Genomic DNA, 19,127 nt, shown 5'->3' on the forward strand with positions numbered 1-19,127 from the left:
GTCGAAGACCTTACCAAAGAATTGTTATATCCAGTCAAAGAAATAGAAAATGCCCCGAAGAATCTTTAATCGATTCTTTGGGGCATTTTCTTTTATATGAAACAACGTGTTCATTTTTTGACGCTTACATTTATAAGTGTCATATGTGGAAGGTCGGATAACTGGACCTTCTCTTTTGCAACGATATAAATACGGGGCGCTATATACTTTTTACTCCAAATGCTTAAAATAGATTGACAATTTGAATTTAATCAATTAATGTATACTGTGTAGTGTATACATTACACAGAGGAGTTGCATTACTGTGAAGAAAATAAGAATTAACCCTATTGAAAAGGTTAAGACAACTAAAGAAATTGTCTATGAACAGATTAAAAATGCGGTTTTCAATGGGGATATTAGTCGTGATGAAATGATAACTGAGACAATGTTAGCCGAGTCCCTAAATACTTCTCGGACACCGGTAAGAGAGGCTGTCAGTGATTTATTAAATGAAGGGCTATTGATATCTGTTCCACGGAAGGGATTGAGAGTTCGAGATGTTACCCAAAGTGAGAAAGAACAAATTCTATATTTAAGGCTTTCAATAGAAAGAGAAGGCTTAAAAAAGTTACTTCCACAAGTAACCCCTAGCCAGGTTAGTTATTTAAGAGAAATCATTGATATGCAGAAAGAGACATTACTAGATAATAATAGAATTAAATTTATTGAGATGGATCAAGAGTTTCATCGTAAAATTGTTAATTATTCAGAACAATATCTTTTAGAAGATATTTTATTGAATATATATAACTTGTCTCGCTTAGTTGGTCATAAGGCTCTGGCAAAGGATGGAAGAATGGAGGAAGTAATAGAGGAGCATTTACAAATAATTGACGCACTAGAAAATAAAGACATGATATTGGTTCAAAAATGTATGGAAGACCACTTATTAAGGACAAGTGATTCAATTGTTATCGTTGAAAGAAAATGAATGATTGAAATGAGAGCGCTATCATATAAAAGGAGGATATTATGAATAATTTATTATTACCTTTAACTATTAATGAAACTGAAGTACAGGTGAAAATTGAGAATGTATATTGTATTGGATACGCGGGTCGAAACTTAGAGAAAACAATGGAGCATATTATAGAACTTGAAGCAATAGGTATTCCACGTCCAGAAGAAATTCCAGCACTATATCCGGTACGCAGAAATAGTTTGAATCAAACGGGTGAAATGCAAGTATTAGGCAATGGATCTAGCGGTGAGGCAGAGATTGTATTGGTATTCGGGAATTCCGAAGAAGAGGTATTTATAACAATTGGAAGTGACCATACTGACCGTTCGTTAGAAACAGTTGATATCAATAAATCAAAACAAATTTGTGATAAGCCAATTGGTAGAAAGGCTTGGAAGTTGGATGAGGTTATCAATCATTGGGATGACTTGATTCTTACATCACAAGTACTAATGGATGGGGAATGGCAGGATTATCAACGAGCTAATATTAATGAAATTATTCCGTTAGATGAAATCAAAGGATTCCTAAAGAAGAAAAGGGTTTCAATGAAAAACTGCGTAGTATTCTCTGGAACGGTACCTCTTTTGGATGGATTTAAATATGGGACAGCATTTAAAATGTCATTCATAGATGAAGTAAGAAACAGTAAAATTGATGCAGAATATATCATTAATCGATTAGATATGGAGTGATTGTAAATGAAAATATCAGTTTATCAAATGGAGATACTTCCAGGAAAACCGGAAGAAAATATGCAAAAGGTTAAGAATTGGATTCAAAGGGAAACTAAGCTTACTAAACCAGATGTAATTGTTCTACCGGAAATGTGGACCACCTCTTATACGTTGGAAGAAATTCATCTCTGTGCAGATCTAGATGGTAAAACGATTGTTCCATTTCTTCAGGAGTTATCTGCTACTCACAATATCAACATTATTGGCGGTTCATTCGCAAATAATGTTGGGGGAGAAATCTATAATACAGCAGTCGTTACTAATCGTAGGGGAGAAGTCGTCTATCAATACGATAAGGTACATTTGGTGCCTATGTTGAATGAACCCACATATTTAGCTGGTGGAAAAAAAGCGCCAGAAGTGTTTGAACTTGATGGTGTTAAAATGGGGCTTATTATTTGTTTTGATTTAAGGTTTGCTGAGATTATTCGTCCCCTTGCACTAGAAGGTGCAGAAGTGTTATTCATAGTTGCAGAATGGCCAATCGCTCGCATTCACCATTGGAAAAACATTCAAGTCACACGGGCGATTGAGAACCAGATGTTCGTTGTCTCTTGCAATAATGTTGGGACGTATAAAAATGATACCTTTGGCGGTACCTCAATGGTTGTCAATCCTTGGGGAGAGACATTAATAGAAGGGTCTTCTACAGAAGAGGAGTCAGTATCCATTACGATTGATGTAAAAGAGACTTTGGATGTTAGAAAAAGGGTTCCGATTTTCACAAGTCGTGTACCAGCATTATATAAACAGGGACTTTAAGGAGGAAAATGATGAGAAAATTAAGGACAGTACTATTATCCACGTTTGCAATCTCTGCCCTTTTAGTAGGGTGTTCTGATTCGAAGGAATCATCATCTGAAAAATCAGATTCGGTTACTATGAAGTTGGCTCACACTGGCTCTGAGAGTCATCAGTATCAAATTGGTGCAAAAGAATTTGCTGACTTAGTTGAGGAAAAATCGGGCGGCGAGATAAAAATAGATATTCACGGAAACTCAACACTGGGAGATGAAAGTGAAGCAATTGAACAAGTTATGGATGGGTCAATTGATATGGCTGTCGTTTCAGCAGATAGTTCACTAGCGAACACTGTACCTGAAATGAACGTGTTTGGTATCCCTTATTTATTTGAAGATCGTGAGCATGTATATAGTGAGTTGGACGGAGAGACTGGAGATAAACTTCTTGGACTAATCGATGAGAAGGGTATGAAAGGTCTTGGATTTTGGGAAATTGGATTCAGACATCTAACGAATAACGATAAAGAAATCAAAATACCTGCAGATCTTAAAGGTATGAAAATTCGCGTGCAACCGGCAGTAGTTTGGGAAACACATATGAAAGCACTTGGTGCAAGCGCTACCCCTGTGTCGTTCACTGAATTATATTCAGCATTAGATCAGGGATTGGTTGATGGGCAGGAAAATCCACTATCATCTATTTATTCGATGAGGTTTTATGAGGTACAAAAATACATTTCTTTAACAAGTCATACATATTCACCAGCTGTTGTAGTTATGAGTAACAGGGCGTGGGATAAGTTAAGCGATGAGCAAAAGGGATGGATAGAAGAGGCTGAAGCCGAAGCTGCTACTTACCAAAGAGATTATTTAACTGAAAAAGACGAGGAAATTATTTCTGAGTTGAAAGGTGAAGGTGTAACCTTTACTGAACCGGACCGTGACGCATTTAAAGAAGCAACAAAAGAGGTTAAGAATTCATTAAAGAATCAAGTTCCAGCAGATTTGATTGAAGAAATTCAAGCTAAATAAGTTATTTCAAAACCACTTACAGTAGGGGGAGGTGAGCCTATGCTTCTAAAAAGGATAGATCTGTTAATCGAGAAGTTTTTAGAGTTCATTATTACATTCTGTCTCTCAATTACAGTCAGCTTAACACTTGTACAAGTGTTTTTCAGATTTGTATTAAAGCAACCGTTAAGTTGGTCCCAAGAAGTTGTTATGATTAGCTTCGTATACAGTGTTCTTTTTGGAGCGGCACTTGCCTTCAAAGATTCTGAGCATTTAACGGTAGATATATTCGAGAGTGCAAAAGAAAAAGTACAGAAGTTTTTAAATGTGTTTTCGTACATTGTAGTTCTGATTATGATAATTGTATTCATTTATTTTGGCTTAACACTTGTTTTAGATAATTTGAAATCAGGTCAAATTATAGGCTTCTTACCTATCAAGAAAGGGTACGTGTACATGGCACTACCAATTAGTAGCTTGTTTATGTTGTACTACCATGTTAAGAGGGTGTTCAAATGGCTTGGTTAATAGTTCTTTTATTTGTATTAATAATATTTAGAGTTCCCATAGCTTTTGGTTTAAGTTTTGTTGCATTTCTTGGAATTATGCTAGTGGATCCAAGTCTTTTGATAAATATACCAAGAAGAATGTTTAATGGAATTGACAGTTTTACACTTGTAGCTATCCCACTCTTTATATTAGCGGGTGAATTAATGACCCAAGGTGGAATATCTAAAAGACTTGTTAAATTCTCTCAAACGCTTGTTGGTCACCTACCAGGTGGTCTAGCGTTAGTGGTTGTCCTGGCAAGTATGTTTTTCTCAGCACTTACGGGAACTGCAATTGCCGCAGCTGCAGCAATCGGTGGGATGATGATACCAGCGATGAATAAAGAAGGATATGACATTCGATTCTCCACAAGTCTAGTTGCGACATCAGCAACAATCGGGCCAATTATACCGCCGAGTATCGTTCTTATTTTATACGGAGTAATCGCAAGTGTTTCAATTGGTGATTTATTCGTTGCGGGGGTACTCCCAGGGGTGTTAATGGGCGCTGGTTTAATGATTTATAGTTATTACGTTGGTAAAAAGAAAAACTACCGTTCTAGAGCTGAAAGAGCTAGCTTAAAAGAAGTTCTTATAGGTGCAAAGGATGCTGTCTTGGCTTTGATTATGCCATTTATTATTATTGGTGGTATCGTGTCAGGTATATTTACGGCAACAGAATCGGGCGTAGTCGCTGTATTATATGCACTTATCATTGGGAAGTTTGTTTATAAGGAATTGGAATTGAAAGCCTTGTGGAGAATTTTACTTAATACAGCAAAAACAACTGCGATAATAATATTCTTAATAGGAAATGCTGCTTTATTTGTATGGTTCCTGTCTTATAATAGCATTCCAGATCAAATGATTAATTTGATGGGCGGAATTTCGGATAATCCAATTTTACTGCTCTTAATCATTAACGTCATTCTGCTAATTGCAGGAACATTTATTGATACAATTAGTGCGGTTTCTATTTTTGCACCGCTGTTCCTGCCACTTGTATTAGCAGCTGGAATTGATCCAATACATTTTGGGATTATTCTTGCAGTGAACTTAACAATCGGAATGGTAACGCCACCGCTTGGAGTCTGCTTATTTGTAACGGCCTCTATAGGTAAAATCAGCGTACCTAGTATGTTCAAGTATCTTATCCCACAGATTCTTATACTAATTGCGATTCTTACAATCATTACTTATCTTCCGGAATTGATTTTGTTCCCAGTAAATTTATTTAATGGTAGTTAAGAAATTATTGAATATGTTGGGGTTATCTACAAGAAGAATAAGGTAAATAACAATTAGAGTGGGGGACGTATGATATGTCAAGACCAGAAGTAGAATTCATTGATTATCAAAGTATTGAGGCAGAGAGAATAGAAGGTCCTGTAAAAGGTTTATTGCAAAGAGTTATTTCTCAAGACGCTAAAATGGAAAGTCTTGTTCGTATTCTTGAATTCGAGCCTGGAACAGATACATCGTTAAACGGTGTTCAAACGCATGATTATTGGGAAGAGCTTTATATTGTTGACGGTTCAGTGATTGATTTGACACTAAATAAAGAATTTACGAAGGGCATGGTCGCATCTCGTCCACCTGGAATGGAACATGGTCCTTGGAAATCTACACATGGTTGTACAATGTTTGAAGTTCGTTATTTTAAAGAGTAATTGCATGTATTTAATCAATTACACTGTAAATCACACGATTCGGAAACTATTCTGATAAACATGCGATGTACAAAGAGAGGAGTCAACTGATCGGGAAATCGGTCAGTTGACTTTTTAAAAGAAGATACCAAATACATAATACGCATACGCTCTTAAATCGCGTAACTGTATATCACACAATTTATACACATACACTATTCTGACAACTAAATAATATACGAAATGGATGATCTTCTAGCTGAGAATTTAGGCAGAAGTCTTTTTCATTTATTCTCTACTTCCGCCACATCATTTGCAAAAAAATATCAAATGAAAATACCTCAAGAATTCATTTCTTCCTTAAAAAGACGGTACCAGGTCCCCAAACAATTCCCACACAATTCATTCAAAAGGTTCAAAAATGTTCTAATCATGAAAATGATTAGAGCATTTTTTGTGTTTGTTCTTGCTTGGATCGTGATAGTAGTATCAAATATAAATACCCCAAGAATTCAATTTTTCCTCATGAATCGGTACCAAAATCCAATTTTTATTTTGCAAAACGCTATACCTACGCACTTTCGTTATATCTGAAATTCAATTTTGCTCTTTTGACCGTGATGAGCCTTCTTCGCTATACTCAAGACAATTATAACTAGAAGAGAAGGTGAAGATATGGCGTCTACGGTGATGAGTATAGGTTTACAAGGGTTGAAAGGTGAACGGATTCGTGTAGAAGCCGATATCCGAGTTGATAAAGAGCAATGTGTCATTATTGGTTTACCTGATGCCAGTATTAAAGAATCTAAAGAGCGGATCTTGAGTTGTTTGCATCATTTGGATTTTGATTTGTCTATGAAGAAAATCACCATTCATTTATCGCCTGCGGATATACGAAAAAGCGGGACAGGTTTTGATGGAGCGATGTTGCTGGCTGCTTATCAGGAGCTAACGGATCAACCGTTGTTACTTGATGATTCCATATGTGTGATTACGTCATTATCACTACATGGTGAATTAGTGCCATTTCATGGTCTGTTACCTGCGATCCAACAAGCGCTGACGCTTGGTTTTAAACGAATCTATTTGCCAGCAGTAGATGTGTCGTATCTTAGTTATGCAAAAGGTGTAGAGTTAATTCCTTTACCAACTGTCGAAGCGTTGATTGCGCATCTTAGAGGTCAATCGACACTACTATTTGAGGGGTTTTTAACACCTATGATTACGGGAGAGTCTGCCCGCCATGAGCAACATGAAACAGATTTTTCGTCCATCCGTGGGCAGCATCAAGCAAAGCGAGCATTGGAGATTGCAGCAGCCGGTGGACATCATACTTTATTGATTGGTCCACCAGGTTGCGGAAAGAGTATGTTAGCAGGTGCGTTTTCGTCTATCATGTCTGACTTGGGACAAGAAGAAGCACTAGAAGTGTATAGTCTTTACCATCTGGCTCGTGAAAATCAAGGTATGTCGTTACGGCCTCCATATCGGCAACCGCATCATTCAGCTTCTGCTATTTCATTGATTGGTGGTGGTACGTATCCGAAACCTGGCGAGATTTCCTTAGCGCATCGTGGGTTGTTATTTCTTGACGAGTTGGGGGAGTTCTCGAGAAAGACACTTGATATGTTACGGCAACCGATGGAGTCGGGAGAAGTAACGATTAGTCGAGTGAAACAGACTGTGAGCTATCCTGCCTCATTTACGTTAATCGCAGCAACCAATCCGTGTCCATGTGGCTATTACGGGTCACATGAGCGTTATTGCACCTGTAGTGCTAAACAGGTTACTACTTATCAATTGAAAGTATCAGGACCGATACTGGATAGATTGGATTTTGTGTTGTCTTTGCAGAGTAGTGGTTTGAAAGAACAGACTACTTCGGAGAGCTCGTTAGATATTCGCAAAAGAATACAAAGTGCGAGAGAATTACAGCAGATCCGATATGGTGGTAAGTTTTTGAATGGTACTGTTTCATTCCAACAACTCGAACGTACAGCGGGTTTGACAGAAACACAACTTCATACAATCGGTGATGTTTGTTTTAAGCATAAGTGGAGCAATCGCACACAAGTTAAATTAATTCGTATTGCTAGGACCATAGCAGACTTGCAAGGAAGTCATGAAATATCATCCGCTGCATTAGAAGAAGCGATAGAATGGAAACGATTACCTACAGGCTTACAAGTAACGGGAGGGGAGTAGTATGGCGAGACGTAAGCGAAATTGGCAACCTCATGCGTATTATCATGTGATCATAAGAGGCAATAACCGGCAGAATATATTCGCCACTGAAGAAGATATGTTGCATCTGATGCGCTGTATCGGCCATGCACATATTGAATATCGGTTTACGCTCGTTGCTTTCTGTATCATGACGAATCATTATCATTTATTAATCCGTTCAGAGGACGAATTATCTAAAATCATGCGGCATATTAACCGTAAATATAGTGATTATTATGCAAAGCGTTACCGGCATGTCGGACAAATCTATCAAGGTCGTTATTTTTCTAAAGAAGTAGATACGCCTCAAGCTATGCTGGCGGTTAGCCGATACATACACCGAAATCCAATCGAAACAAAAATACCCATGGTGAAATGCTTGTCTGATTACCCATTTAGTACATTTCCATATTATCATTCAGCTAATAAAATGCCTCAACCTTATATAGACATAGAGCAACTTCCAAGCTATTTGCCACCACCATTTGAGAAAACTATAGAAGCGTATGTTGATTATTGTTTAATGGAAGTGGAAGAGATATTAAGTATTGAGCAGTATATTTAAAGAAGGTACCAGGTCCCCAAACAATTCATGGATTCACGCATAAATTAACTAATAATTCTATTATGATATGGCTTACCTACCCTAATTCAAGTATGATTATAAAGTATCATAAAATATACTAATTTAGGCGATAGGGGATTGGGAATTGAAAAAGAGAATGAATATCTTTATGAAGTCATTTTTTATAGCTGTACTGACATTTCTTTTAGTTATGAGTCCAATGTTCAATACATTGACTGCGGAGGCTGTGACTGAAAAGTGGAAAGCATTAACACCAGTGACGGGTGTAACACTAGATAAAGAATGGACTATTACATTTAATCAAGTCCCTGAGTTATCTGCTATTACACCTGAAAATATTTACGTGAAAGATGCCAACAATAACATCGTGGATACAGTACCGTCGCTTATTGATAAGAGTAAGAAAGTTAAGTTGCCAGCACCACTTGCAGGTTATAGGGCTAATGAAACCTATACATTGTATGTAGATGAGGCGATTTATTCAGCTAAAGAACAGATGTTGAAAGAAAGTGTGAAGCTTGATTTTACAACAGGATCGTCTCCGTCATTAAGACCTGAGTTCATTCCAAGAGCAGATAGTCCAAATACAGTTATTTTCGAAAATGGTGTGAAGGAACTGCGCTTTGAAACAGCGGATGATGTCATTTCGATAGATACGAACGTAATAGTATTTGGAGGAACACCTACAGAAATTATTGGATTAAAGAAAGGAGACATCTTTATTCTCCCGCCTTCAGAAGAATATCCAACGGGATTGGCAAAAAAAGTAGTGGAAATTAAAGTAGGAATTGATTCAGTGAGTGTATTTACTGAAGAACCGCTATTTGAAGAAGTGATCGGGGATATCGATATATCAAATGAATTCAAGATTGAAGCACAAGATATTATAGTTGACAGAGAAGTTTTTGATTATACAGATGTAGACGTATCAAATAATGGTAAGAGAATTACTTATTCTAAAAAAGATGAACCGGAGGAGAAACTCACCGTAGATTTTAATAATGGTAATCCGATTATAACATTTGGAAATATAGAAATGTATCCAAGAGGTAAAAATGAAAAACCTGTTACATTAAGTGGAACTACGAAACTCACTAGACCCTCTTTGAAGTTTGATAGCACCAACAAAATGATAAATCATGCTGAATTTATTGGCGGATTAGATTCGGAGTTGAAGCTAAGTGCACCTATGTCGCTTGGATTCAAAAAAGAGGGTGATGACAAGTCATCTAGTAAGAAACCTCTTAAAATGCCAATTAAGATTCCGATTAAGGCATATGGAGTTGTAGGCGCAACTATAGAATTGTCACTGCTTTTTAATGCTTCCGGAAAAATAGAGACGAATTTCGCGTTAAATTCTTCTACTCTTTACAATATGGGGATTACAAAAGTAAATGGGAAACGCGAATTTTTTAATCATTCCCGTGAAAGTTTTTCTTCTTCTTTTAATCTTCTGGAAGGGCAAATGAATGCGAGTTTAACTTTGTTACTAGAAGTTCATCCTGAAGTAGTGCGATTCAAACTAGCGACATTAGGTGCAGAGGGCGGATATTCAGCTACTATTAGTGGGAATATCAATGTGCGCGGAAATGGACAAATCAATTGGCAGGATAGTTGTTATAAATTAGATCACGGATTTTTTGCTAGGGCATATGGTCAGGGGAGACTTAATGATTGGGTCTATTTTGAAGTAACACAGGATTTGTATAAATATCCCTTGGTAGGACTCCATAATTGTTCATATTATGCATTGGATTATGCTACTTCAACTATACTATTACAACCAGGTCAGAAGAAATCTCTTGAGCTCAGTGGTGTGAAAGGTGATTTTGTGGATCGTTTGAAATTGCCTAATGACAATATCCAGTTAGCCATTGCTGATAGTTCAATTGCTACTACCAATGTACTTGGACAAATAATTGCTAATCCTAAAGCTAAGCATGGTGATCGGACGATACTTACTATTAGACATCAGTCAGAATCAAGTAAACCGATTGAAATAAGAGTGCCTATTGTTATAGAGTTTCTAGGAGCTGTAGCAGAAAAGAAAGATCTAGAAAAGGCACGATATACGACAACCCTATCAGACGATACCGGATTGAGATATAAAGTGTTTGTTATACCGGTAAAAGAAAAACAATATATTCAACAGGACAGCTGGGCAGGCGGAACAAAAGGTGATCAAATGTACGAAGGAGATTATCGTTTTGCACTGCAACCAGTTAGCACAGGTATAGCTAGATGGCAGGAACCTAAGCAAGAAGAATATATTTATAATAAAACTATGGATAAAATTTATAAGGTTAGTAGTGCAAAAAAGGAAGGCCAAGACATTTTAGCACTTTCTGAGAATTCCTCTTCAAATACAAGTATTGCAGGATTATACACTATAAAAGGAAACCGATTAATCAAACTGTCAGTTGAACAAGATGATTTAGTATACGATGGTATTGCCTATAGTGGAAAGTTAAAATATATTGGGAAAGAACTTCTCCAATACGAGCAATACGATAATCAAGAATACGTAGGTTGGACATACCGCACGTTACAATTGGTAGCTGCCCAAGAGAAGCTTGTGAGGAGAGACCAAGTTTCATTTGTAGATGAAAAGATGAACTCAGGTGCTCGGATTTCTGAACAATGGCATAGCGATCCTGATTACTCCACAAGTAGTCAAAAGTATTCTACGAAAAATGGGGAACTATATAAAAGCAATGCGCTAGGTGCTTCATTTATCATCCCAAACCAGTTAAGAGATAAAATCATAATAGAAGAGGGTAAAGAAAAAAAGCTCACAATCTATTACAAAGATGAAACCATAATGAAAGATAAAGTTCTGATTACAACAATTGAAAACATTCCAAGTAGTGAAGCATATAAATATGAAAATCATGTATACTATCAAATGATTTTTGATGATTATAAAACAGCATATTACATGAGGATAGCTAAAGACATGCCATATGATAATATGGATGATGCAAAGGAGTACCTGAAATATTATCAAACTATGAGGGATTCTATATTCCATACGTTCAATAAGTAAATTGTAGCTATGTGTTATGTGATTTCACTATTAGGCGGTACCAGTGAACTGTACCCTATAAAATGGACACTTTGTGAAAGTTCCTCTTATAGGGTACTTTTGTTCGTCCACAAACATTTATTATGAAGTATGAGAGATATTGAGTGTTGAGCAGTATATCTGAAATCATGTTAAAAGCTATCTGCGTAGATAGGGCAGATCAGAATTAAAAAGCACGTACTTGTTGCTAATCAATCAGATGACTCTACAAAGCAACTCAACAAACACCCCCTAAAAGCACAATTAAGAGGAATTCCAAATCATCATGACTATGAATTTTTTTTAGTTACGCGTCTTTAGGTTCTACTTTATTCTTCAAAAACATAAAGAGCGATGCACCAAAAATGATGATATAACCAAGTACGCTATAGCGATCAGGTACTTGTCCGAGAAACGCTAAACCAAGTAAAGCCGTAAACACCACCGTGAAATAGTTGAAGACGGAAATCTCTTTTGCAGGTGCGAATTTATAAGCAAGTGTGATGCCGAATTGCCCAATCGTTGCGAAGACGCCACCAAGAAGTAAGAACAATGTCTGCTGTATCGTCATCGGTTCGTATCCATAAATGACAAATGGCAAGAGCACTACTGTGGTGAATCCTGAGAAATAAAACACCACTGTGTAAAACTGTTCTCGATTGCCAAGTGCTCGTAGCGCCGTATAAGCAGCTCCTGCAAAAACAGCTGATAAGATCCCAGCTGCATATGGAACAATATCAAGCGAGAATGAAGGCTTTATGATGAACAGAGTGCCTAGGAAAGCTACTACAATGCTATAGATTTGATACGGTTTGACATATTCCTTTAAAAAGATTGCTGCGAAAATGATCGTGAAGAAAGGACTCATTTTGTTGAGCATGTCGGCATCTGCTATAACGAGATGATCGATTGCGTAAAACAGTAAGATGATGCCAATCATGCCGAGAGCTGATCGTAAAAGCAAAAGTGGTTGATTTTCGCGTTTTTCGAAAAAGCGTTCTTTGAAATGCAGAACGAAGTAGAAGGAAATTACCATCGATACGCCATTTCGGAAAATGGTCTTTTGTAACGTAGGTACGTCTCCTGATAATTTGACGAATAACGTCATAATAGAAAAGACAAATGCTGATACTAGTAATAATAAAATTCCTTTGTTGCGGTTTGTCATAGCTGTCATCCAATCTTTTTGTGTTCGGTATGAATGATACCACAATGTCCTTTCGCATACTTGGGAAAGGCAATAGAAGCTGGGGGTTATATTTTACTGCCGGTATTATGGAAGAAGGAGTTAGATTGTTGTAGATAATCAGCTTAAGGATGAAAGAAATTAAAAATATATGCACATTAAGAACTATTAATATTGTAATTCCATGGTAAAATAATAAGAAATAAATGACAAGAAGGTGAGACTATTGAAACGTAGTAAGCAATACTTTGTTATCGTCATTGTCATAACGTTAATAGCTCTTACCTATTATTATTCACAAGCCCTAAAGGCGGATACTTCCATCATCCACGGGAAAGTTGATCTATCCGAAACAGGTTTTCAAGAAAAAGGTGTAATTGCACTTGACGGAGAGTGGGAGTTTTATTGGAAGCAGTTACGAAGTCCTGAAGATTTCAGCGATGAAACCCCACACAATCTGCAGTACACAGTGGTTCCAGGAAGTTGGATGCACGACCAAGAAGGCAATACGTATGACAGTACGGGATATGCAACGTACAGGATGGTGGTTGCGAATATACCGTCGGACACGAAGTATTTTGGTTTACTGAAAGGGAATATAAGAAATGCGAGCCGGATATTCGTAAATGGGAAATTGGTTTTGGAGGATGGGGATATTTCGGAGTCGCCGGAAACGAATGTATCCGGTAATAACTCGATGGCGGCTTTTTTTGAATTGGAGAGTTCGACCGCCGAAATTATCATTCAGGCATCCAATCATGATTTTATCGTTGGAGGTATAGCAAAATCGATTACGTTTGGAACGCAAAATGAGATTATGCAACTGCATCAGCGAAATGTCATGTTTGAATTTGCGATGATTCTCATTGTAGTGATTATCGGTATTTTTTATCTCTTCTTGTTCTTGATTAATGCAGATTATCGAAAGAAGGAGCCCGCCACACTTCCGCTCGCATTAAGCTGTCTATTCTATGGAATTATGAGCAGTATATACAGCGAACGAATTATTACAGTGATATTCCCTATGATCAGCATGGACAGCACATTTCGTTTTGGGCATTTAATGAGTGCTTTCACAGTGATTACCGTATTGATCGTGCTCAATCAGATCAGTCCCATCTTTTTATCCAATCGAATAAAAAATGGTATGTTGATTTTTTACAGCATTTTCATCTTAATTATACTAATGCTACCCATGACTATTTACTCCAATATATTAGAGTTTTACATGGTGACCACAGTCGTCTTTTACTTCTTTGTATGGTTAAGAGTACTCTGCCTGTTCATCAAGAAAGGCGGTCCTGAAATTGACAGTGTAGAACATATTGCCATGATAGTTTCATTGCTCAGCGTTTACTTGTTCTGGTTCGATATGATTTTGTACAGTACGGGGTTAAAGCAGGATATGTTGATTTCGTTCTTGATGATCGCCGTCTACAGCATTGCTTTGTCCGTCCTATTGATTTTCCGATATACGAACTCTTACAAAAAGAATGAAGAATTGTCGACGCAATTAATTGAAACGTTCTCCACGCTCGATCAAACGACAAAGATCGCAAAGAGAAATGAATTGGCCTTTTTACAAGCGCAAATCAAACCGCATTTCCTATTTAATACGCTTAGCAGTATCATCAGTCTTTGCTATACGGACGGGAAACGTGCAGGCAAAGTCCTGTCCGATTTGTCTAACTACCTGAAGCGGTCTTTCCAAATAGATATTCACACCGATTATGTCACCATCGACAATGAATTGAAATTGATTCAAGCGTATGTCGAGATCGAGAAAGTAAGATTCGGCGACCGAGTGGACATGATTTATGATGTCGATGAAGAAATTCTTTCGTGCAAGATCATTCCACTCATTATCGAGCCTCTTGTTGAAAACGCCATCAGGCACGGTGTTTTGAAAAATAAAAGTGGAGGCAAAGTGAAATTGACAATTAAAAAACAGGATCACGGCATATATGTGGGTGTTCAGGATAACGGAAAAGGTATGGATCCGCATCAATTGAATGCTATTAGACGCGGGGAACGAAACCTAGAATCGCTGACTGGTAACGGTATAAGTTTGGCGAATATCCATAGTAGATTGCAAAGTTTTTATCAGACTGAGCTGCAATTCGAAACAAATCCCCTAGGCACAGATGTCTATTTTATTATTCCTTTACACGATGACGAGGAGGAGACAGCCAATGATTAAAGCGGTGTTGGTGGACGATGAGATGTTGGTGTTAAATTACTTAGAGAAGATTGTAGGAGAGACAACTGACATCGAAGTAATCGGTACGTTTACGGATCCTGAACTTGCGCTAATTGAAATTCCACGATTGGAGCCGGATGTGTTGTTTTTGGATGTGGACATGCCCGAAATGAACGGAATGGAGTTGGGGGAAAAACTCATCCAAATCAATAACAATGATGAAATGGCGATAGTTTTTGTAACGGCATACGAACAATATGCGATGCATGCTTTCGAGCTGAATGCGATTCATTATATTTTGAAGCCGGTAGACAAGCAGTCGGTAGAAGAAGTATTGAATAGAGTATACAAGAAAAAGCGAATAACGCGAGAAGAGACGAAAACGGTAGGCGAGATTTGTTTGTTCGGAAACATACATTTACGTATGAATGATTCCCGAACCGAGTTCATGACCGCCAAACTGGAAGAGCTTCTTGCCTTATTGATCATGCACCGAAAAAATGGCATCAGCAAATGGCAAATCATTGATATTTTATGGGAAGAACACTCCATGGAAAAGTCCCAACAAAATCTCTACACGATGATCTTCCGACTCAAGAAAACATTAAAAAAAGCCGGTATTCCTGTTGAGTTGGAGAGGAAAAACGGCATGTATAAAATCATGCTACCGAGAGTTCACTGTGATTTAATCGCGTTCGATCAATTTATGGACAAAAAACTGAAGATTAACAGCCAAAACCTTAAGGACTTTGAAAAAGCCGTCTCCCTGTATCAAGGAGAATTATTCGATGGGAAAGGCTATATCTGGTGCATGAGTGAAACGGAAAACTATTATCAAGAGTACGTACGTCTCGTAAACGAACTGGCCAACTATTATAAAGAGAATGAGTGTATAACACAATTGGGAGATTTGATTGATAAAATCAAGCCGGTGATCAGGGAAGAAGACTTGGAGAGCATAATAATTGAGTGTGAGGCATAACAAACAACAGCGTAGGGGAATGAAATCCTCTGTGCTTTTTTTATGTAATCATTTAAATGTAAGAAAAAAGTAAGAACGGCTTGCTATACTATCTTTAACGTAGAGTACTTACATTTTCCTATACGAGTTTTTAAACGATTGATTCATAGAAAAGACGGACCCCTTTCTGAAAAATTCAACTTGATTGTAAACTAAAGGAGATGAGCAAGATGCCAGCTTATATGGTTAATGAATACTATGTTTTTACGTCTTATGAGGATCTATCTTCCCTAATTCATGATATTATCCATTACTCACTTCTGCCTTCGCGTCAAGACAGACATTCGTTTTCTATACTCGTTGGTCAACTGGATACGCAAAGCCTGCAGTTTGAAGTGGACGATGGTAAATCCGTCCCAGTGCGTTATGAAAGGGAGGAGGATCTGTATTATTCTGTTTGACCTAGAGTATGTACCAGGTCCCTACAGAAATCGGACCCTATTAAGATGACTACGTGATCACATAGAAGAGTTTCCTGATCAAGATAAGACCGGGAAGCTCTTTTTGATGCTTCTAGCAAGGGGATAGTCTATAGGGCATAAGAACAGATGCGAATTCCTCACACAATTAAATTTCATAAAATAACTTACTAGCATCGCGAAAAAATGTTTCGCAGTATTTCGCAGAGGATTTTCTATCTTTAAAAATAAAAGAGTGCTCCACGTCAATCGGCCCAAATACTTCTGTTTTCTCATAAATGTGATTTAATGCACAAGTAATTATACAAACGTACCATTAGTGCATATATATTGGATAACATGCTTAAAATATGATGATATAATCAATACAGGAGAAAACATGTACATTTCATACTTGTCTGTATTAATGAAATGAGGAGGATGAATATGCTAAATCAGTTGAAGAGAATATTGGAGGATAGTGGATTAAGTCAATTATTCGAAGTGAAAGAAGAAAATGATAGAACGAGTTTTCCTAACCCACATGTGGCCTACCGTGTCCAATTTAATTTATATAGAATTCGGGCCTTTGAGTTATGGGGAGACGTAAATGCCTTTGAATTTAGAATTTATTACGGCAGTAAATTAAATCCATTCTTAAAACAACGTTTATTCGAAATACCTGGGGCTAAAAATAGTACGAATCGTAAAATTGATTATAAAACTAATGATTATGTAGCATTGGCTAAAATGATTAAAGATATATTGCTAGAAAAAGAAATTATGGAAGTTTGTAAGTCAACTAGTGATATTGCAAAGATTTCTCAGTTTGAAGGGCTTGTGCTGAAAGACATTGATGTGACAGATGCAACGGTTCTTGGTCGACCTATTGAATGGAGTCAAATCATTGCGATTTATGAAGACGACTCGGAAGAAAATATTTTGAAAGAAGAATTGTCGAAAAGTGGGGTTTACCTTCAGCGTTCCAAGGATGGGGCAAGTAGATATGTAGGGAGTGCTTACGGAGGTGGCGGAATATTAGGACGTTGGATGAAACACTTAACATCAAATGGCAATGCCCACCATTTAAACTTGTTCGTACTTGAAAACGGATATAATGAAATCGAGTTCTTAGTATTAGAATTACTTGATGATGGAACAGATATTATGCAAAGGGAAGTCATGTGGAAAAAAACCTTGGCTACTGTAAATCGTGGTCCTTATAATAGCATACAATTGAACAGGAATTAGTGAAGGGTTCTTGTGCCTCATATTATTCAGACACTATTCCTTCAACTAGATAATTATAAAAAAGAGTTTCCTAATCAAGATATCGATCGGGAAGCTCTTTTTGGTGCGTTTAGTGAGGGCATAGTCTATAGGGGGTAAGAACAAATACCAAGCTCCTACATAACTAATTTTATGGAAAATCTGCGTAAAAGGCTGACAAGAAAACATCTTTTCCTTAGATGTATTAACAGACAGTAGACGGAGGAAAACGGAAGTAATAGCTCCAAATTATATATTACCTCGAAAGGATCGTTAGGAATCGCCATATATACTATATTCAGTGGATAATTAACTGATAGTAGTATTTCTAAAGTAGAATTATTGCCGGAAATCTAGTGGATAAGCTTTTTGTAATGGTATAATATATCTAAAATGTAAAGTCCGATTAATACCTGAAATATTAAGAATACGTGCATCTACAAAACACCATTAATAACAGCAAAATTTATTTTATTAAACGAAGTATCAGCAAAGGAGGCAAGTGGATGATGAAAAAGACCGTTATTCTGTTATTACTAGTTTTTCTATTGACAGGTTGCTCAAATAGCACGTTTGATCAAGCAATGGAACAAAGTAAACTTGCGTTAGCGAATGGTGAATATGATAAAGCGTTATCTTCAGTCGACTTAGCATTGGATGAAAAGCCTAGTGATAAAGAGGCACTTGAGATGAAAGAAGATTTGACTGGATTTTATTCGGTAAAGCAAGAGATGAAAGATGGTAAATGGGACGTAGCCCTAGAAAAGGCTGAAAAGATGCTTGGACAAGACAAACTGGCCATCGGGCTACGGAAATCGTTGGAAGACATGGTCGAGACGGTAAAGACGAATCAACAAGTGTCTGCAAAAGTGGCGGCTCATGTAAAAGACATTGAGACATCTGTTGAAGCAGGTGAGCTTGAGGAGGCACAGCAAACAATAGAAGAGCTCCGTAAAGATCAGCCTTCACTAGACGAATTCAGTGACAAACTAGCTAGTTTGGAGAAGCGATTAGAAGACGAACTAAAAAAGCAACAAGCTCCGCCTGTAATGGTACAACCTCCCGTCGTTCAGCAAGATCAAAGTACTGCGCTTCAATTGGACGTGATACCAAAACAATCGGGTCAGCAACAACAGTATCGCAATAAGCTGGACGCAATTGAAGCAGGCTTAACTGATCTGAATCATTTATATGCGAATGGTATTACGTCTCAAATGTCTGAGGCGGAAAACGAAAGATATACAAGATGGGATAATGTACTTAATGAGATATATGGCGTATTGAAGAAGCAGTTATCTGCTCAAGATATGGAACAATTACGTATAAAGCAACGTGAATGGATAAAATATCGTGATCACACCGCTAGTGTCAATGCAGCGGAATTTGCTGGCGGGAGTTTTGAGCCAGTCACTTATATAGGAACATCCGCTGATTTAACTAAAGAACGTTGTTATGCATTAGTGAATCTTTATATGAACTGATAGAG

16 protein-coding genes are annotated in these 19,127 nt (G+C 37.4%); 15 read left to right on the forward strand and 1 reads right to left on the reverse strand.

The genetic code is table 11. The features are described from left to right. Window positions 1–304 precede the first annotated feature (304 nt). The 10 genes from CSV69_RS14545 (at window position 305) to CSV69_RS14590 (ending at window position 11,549) form a co-directional block, all read left to right on the forward strand. On the forward strand, window positions 305–973 hold the full coding sequence (locus tag CSV69_RS14545) for a GntR family transcriptional regulator (protein ID WP_233192404.1): 669 nt from the start codon (window positions 305–307) through the stop codon (window positions 971–973). A 41-nt stretch (window positions 974–1,014) separates the two neighbouring features. Beyond that, window positions 1,015–1,698: a DUF2848 family protein gene (locus CSV69_RS14550; RefSeq protein ID WP_099693774.1), complete on the forward strand. Its 684-nt coding sequence runs from the start codon at window positions 1,015–1,017 to the stop codon at window positions 1,696–1,698. A gap of 6 nt (window positions 1,699–1,704) precedes the next feature. After that, complete coding sequence (locus CSV69_RS14555) at window positions 1,705–2,502, forward strand: carbon-nitrogen family hydrolase (protein ID WP_099693775.1); 798 nt, start codon at window positions 1,705–1,707, stop codon at window positions 2,500–2,502. A gap of 11 nt (window positions 2,503–2,513) precedes the next feature. Further along, a complete protein-coding gene (locus tag CSV69_RS14560) occupies window positions 2,514–3,515 on the forward strand; it encodes a TRAP transporter substrate-binding protein (RefSeq protein WP_099693776.1) in 1,002 nt (333 codons plus the stop codon). 39 nt (window positions 3,516–3,554) lie between these two features. Further along, window positions 3,555–4,022, forward strand: a complete 468-nt coding sequence (locus tag CSV69_RS14565) for a TRAP transporter small permease (protein WP_099693777.1) — start codon at window positions 3,555–3,557, stop codon at window positions 4,020–4,022. Further along, window positions 4,010–5,290 carry a TRAP transporter large permease gene (locus CSV69_RS14570; protein ID WP_099693778.1) on the forward strand — a complete coding sequence of 427 codons (1,281 nt, stop codon included), beginning with the start codon at window positions 4,010–4,012 and terminating at the stop codon, window positions 5,288–5,290. The genes CSV69_RS14565 and CSV69_RS14570 overlap by 13 nt, the downstream gene beginning before the upstream one ends. A gap of 74 nt (window positions 5,291–5,364) precedes the next feature. Further along, on the forward strand, window positions 5,365–5,712 hold the full coding sequence (locus tag CSV69_RS14575) for a cupin domain-containing protein (RefSeq protein ID WP_099693779.1): 348 nt from the start codon (window positions 5,365–5,367) through the stop codon (window positions 5,710–5,712). A gap of 669 nt (window positions 5,713–6,381) precedes the next feature. After that, complete coding sequence (locus CSV69_RS14580) at window positions 6,382–7,896, forward strand: YifB family Mg chelatase-like AAA ATPase (RefSeq protein WP_233192405.1); 1,515 nt, start codon at window positions 6,382–6,384, stop codon at window positions 7,894–7,896. A 1-nt stretch (window position 7,897) separates the two neighbouring features. Further along, complete coding sequence (locus tag CSV69_RS14585; protein WP_099693781.1) at window positions 7,898–8,482, forward strand: transposase; 585 nt, start codon at window positions 7,898–7,900, stop codon at window positions 8,480–8,482. Window positions 8,483–8,627: 145 nt separating this feature from the next. Further along, a complete protein-coding gene (locus CSV69_RS14590) occupies window positions 8,628–11,549 on the forward strand; it encodes an Ig-like domain-containing domain (protein WP_099693782.1) in 2,922 nt (973 codons plus the stop codon). 325 nt (window positions 11,550–11,874) lie between these two features. Here CSV69_RS14590 and CSV69_RS14595 read toward each other — a convergent pair whose 3' ends face one another. Beyond that, window positions 11,875–12,735 (reverse strand): DMT family transporter, encoded by an 861-nt coding sequence (locus tag CSV69_RS14595; RefSeq protein ID WP_099693783.1) that lies wholly within the window; start codon window positions 12,733–12,735, stop codon window positions 11,875–11,877. Between the two features lie 244 nt (window positions 12,736–12,979). Between CSV69_RS14595 and CSV69_RS14600 the strand changes: the two genes are divergently transcribed. The 5 genes from CSV69_RS14600 to CSV69_RS14620 all read left to right on the forward strand — a co-directional run bounded on the left by CSV69_RS14600 (window position 12,980) and on the right by CSV69_RS14620 (window position 19,122). Next, window positions 12,980–14,953, forward strand: a complete 1,974-nt coding sequence (locus tag CSV69_RS14600; protein WP_099693784.1) for a histidine kinase — start codon at window positions 12,980–12,982, stop codon at window positions 14,951–14,953. After that, window positions 14,946–15,935: a response regulator gene (locus CSV69_RS14605; RefSeq protein WP_158232688.1), complete on the forward strand. Its 990-nt coding sequence runs from the start codon at window positions 14,946–14,948 to the stop codon at window positions 15,933–15,935. The genes CSV69_RS14600 and CSV69_RS14605 overlap by 8 nt, the downstream gene beginning before the upstream one ends. 209 nt (window positions 15,936–16,144) lie before the next feature. Next, a complete protein-coding gene (locus CSV69_RS14610) occupies window positions 16,145–16,375 on the forward strand; it encodes a hypothetical protein (RefSeq protein WP_085428224.1) in 231 nt (76 codons plus the stop codon). Between the two features lie 444 nt (window positions 16,376–16,819). Continuing rightward, window positions 16,820–17,623: a GIY-YIG nuclease family protein gene (locus CSV69_RS14615; protein ID WP_158232689.1), complete on the forward strand. Its 804-nt coding sequence runs from the start codon at window positions 16,820–16,822 to the stop codon at window positions 17,621–17,623. Window positions 17,624–18,147: 524 nt separating this feature from the next. Next, window positions 18,148–19,122, forward strand: a complete 975-nt coding sequence (locus CSV69_RS14620; RefSeq protein ID WP_099693786.1) for a lysozyme inhibitor LprI family protein — start codon at window positions 18,148–18,150, stop codon at window positions 19,120–19,122. Window positions 19,123–19,127: the final 5 nt, after the last annotated feature.

This window comes from Sporosarcina sp. P26b (assembly GCF_002743245.1).
Lineage (GTDB): Bacteria > Bacillota > Bacilli > Bacillales_A > Planococcaceae > Sporosarcina > Sporosarcina ureae_C.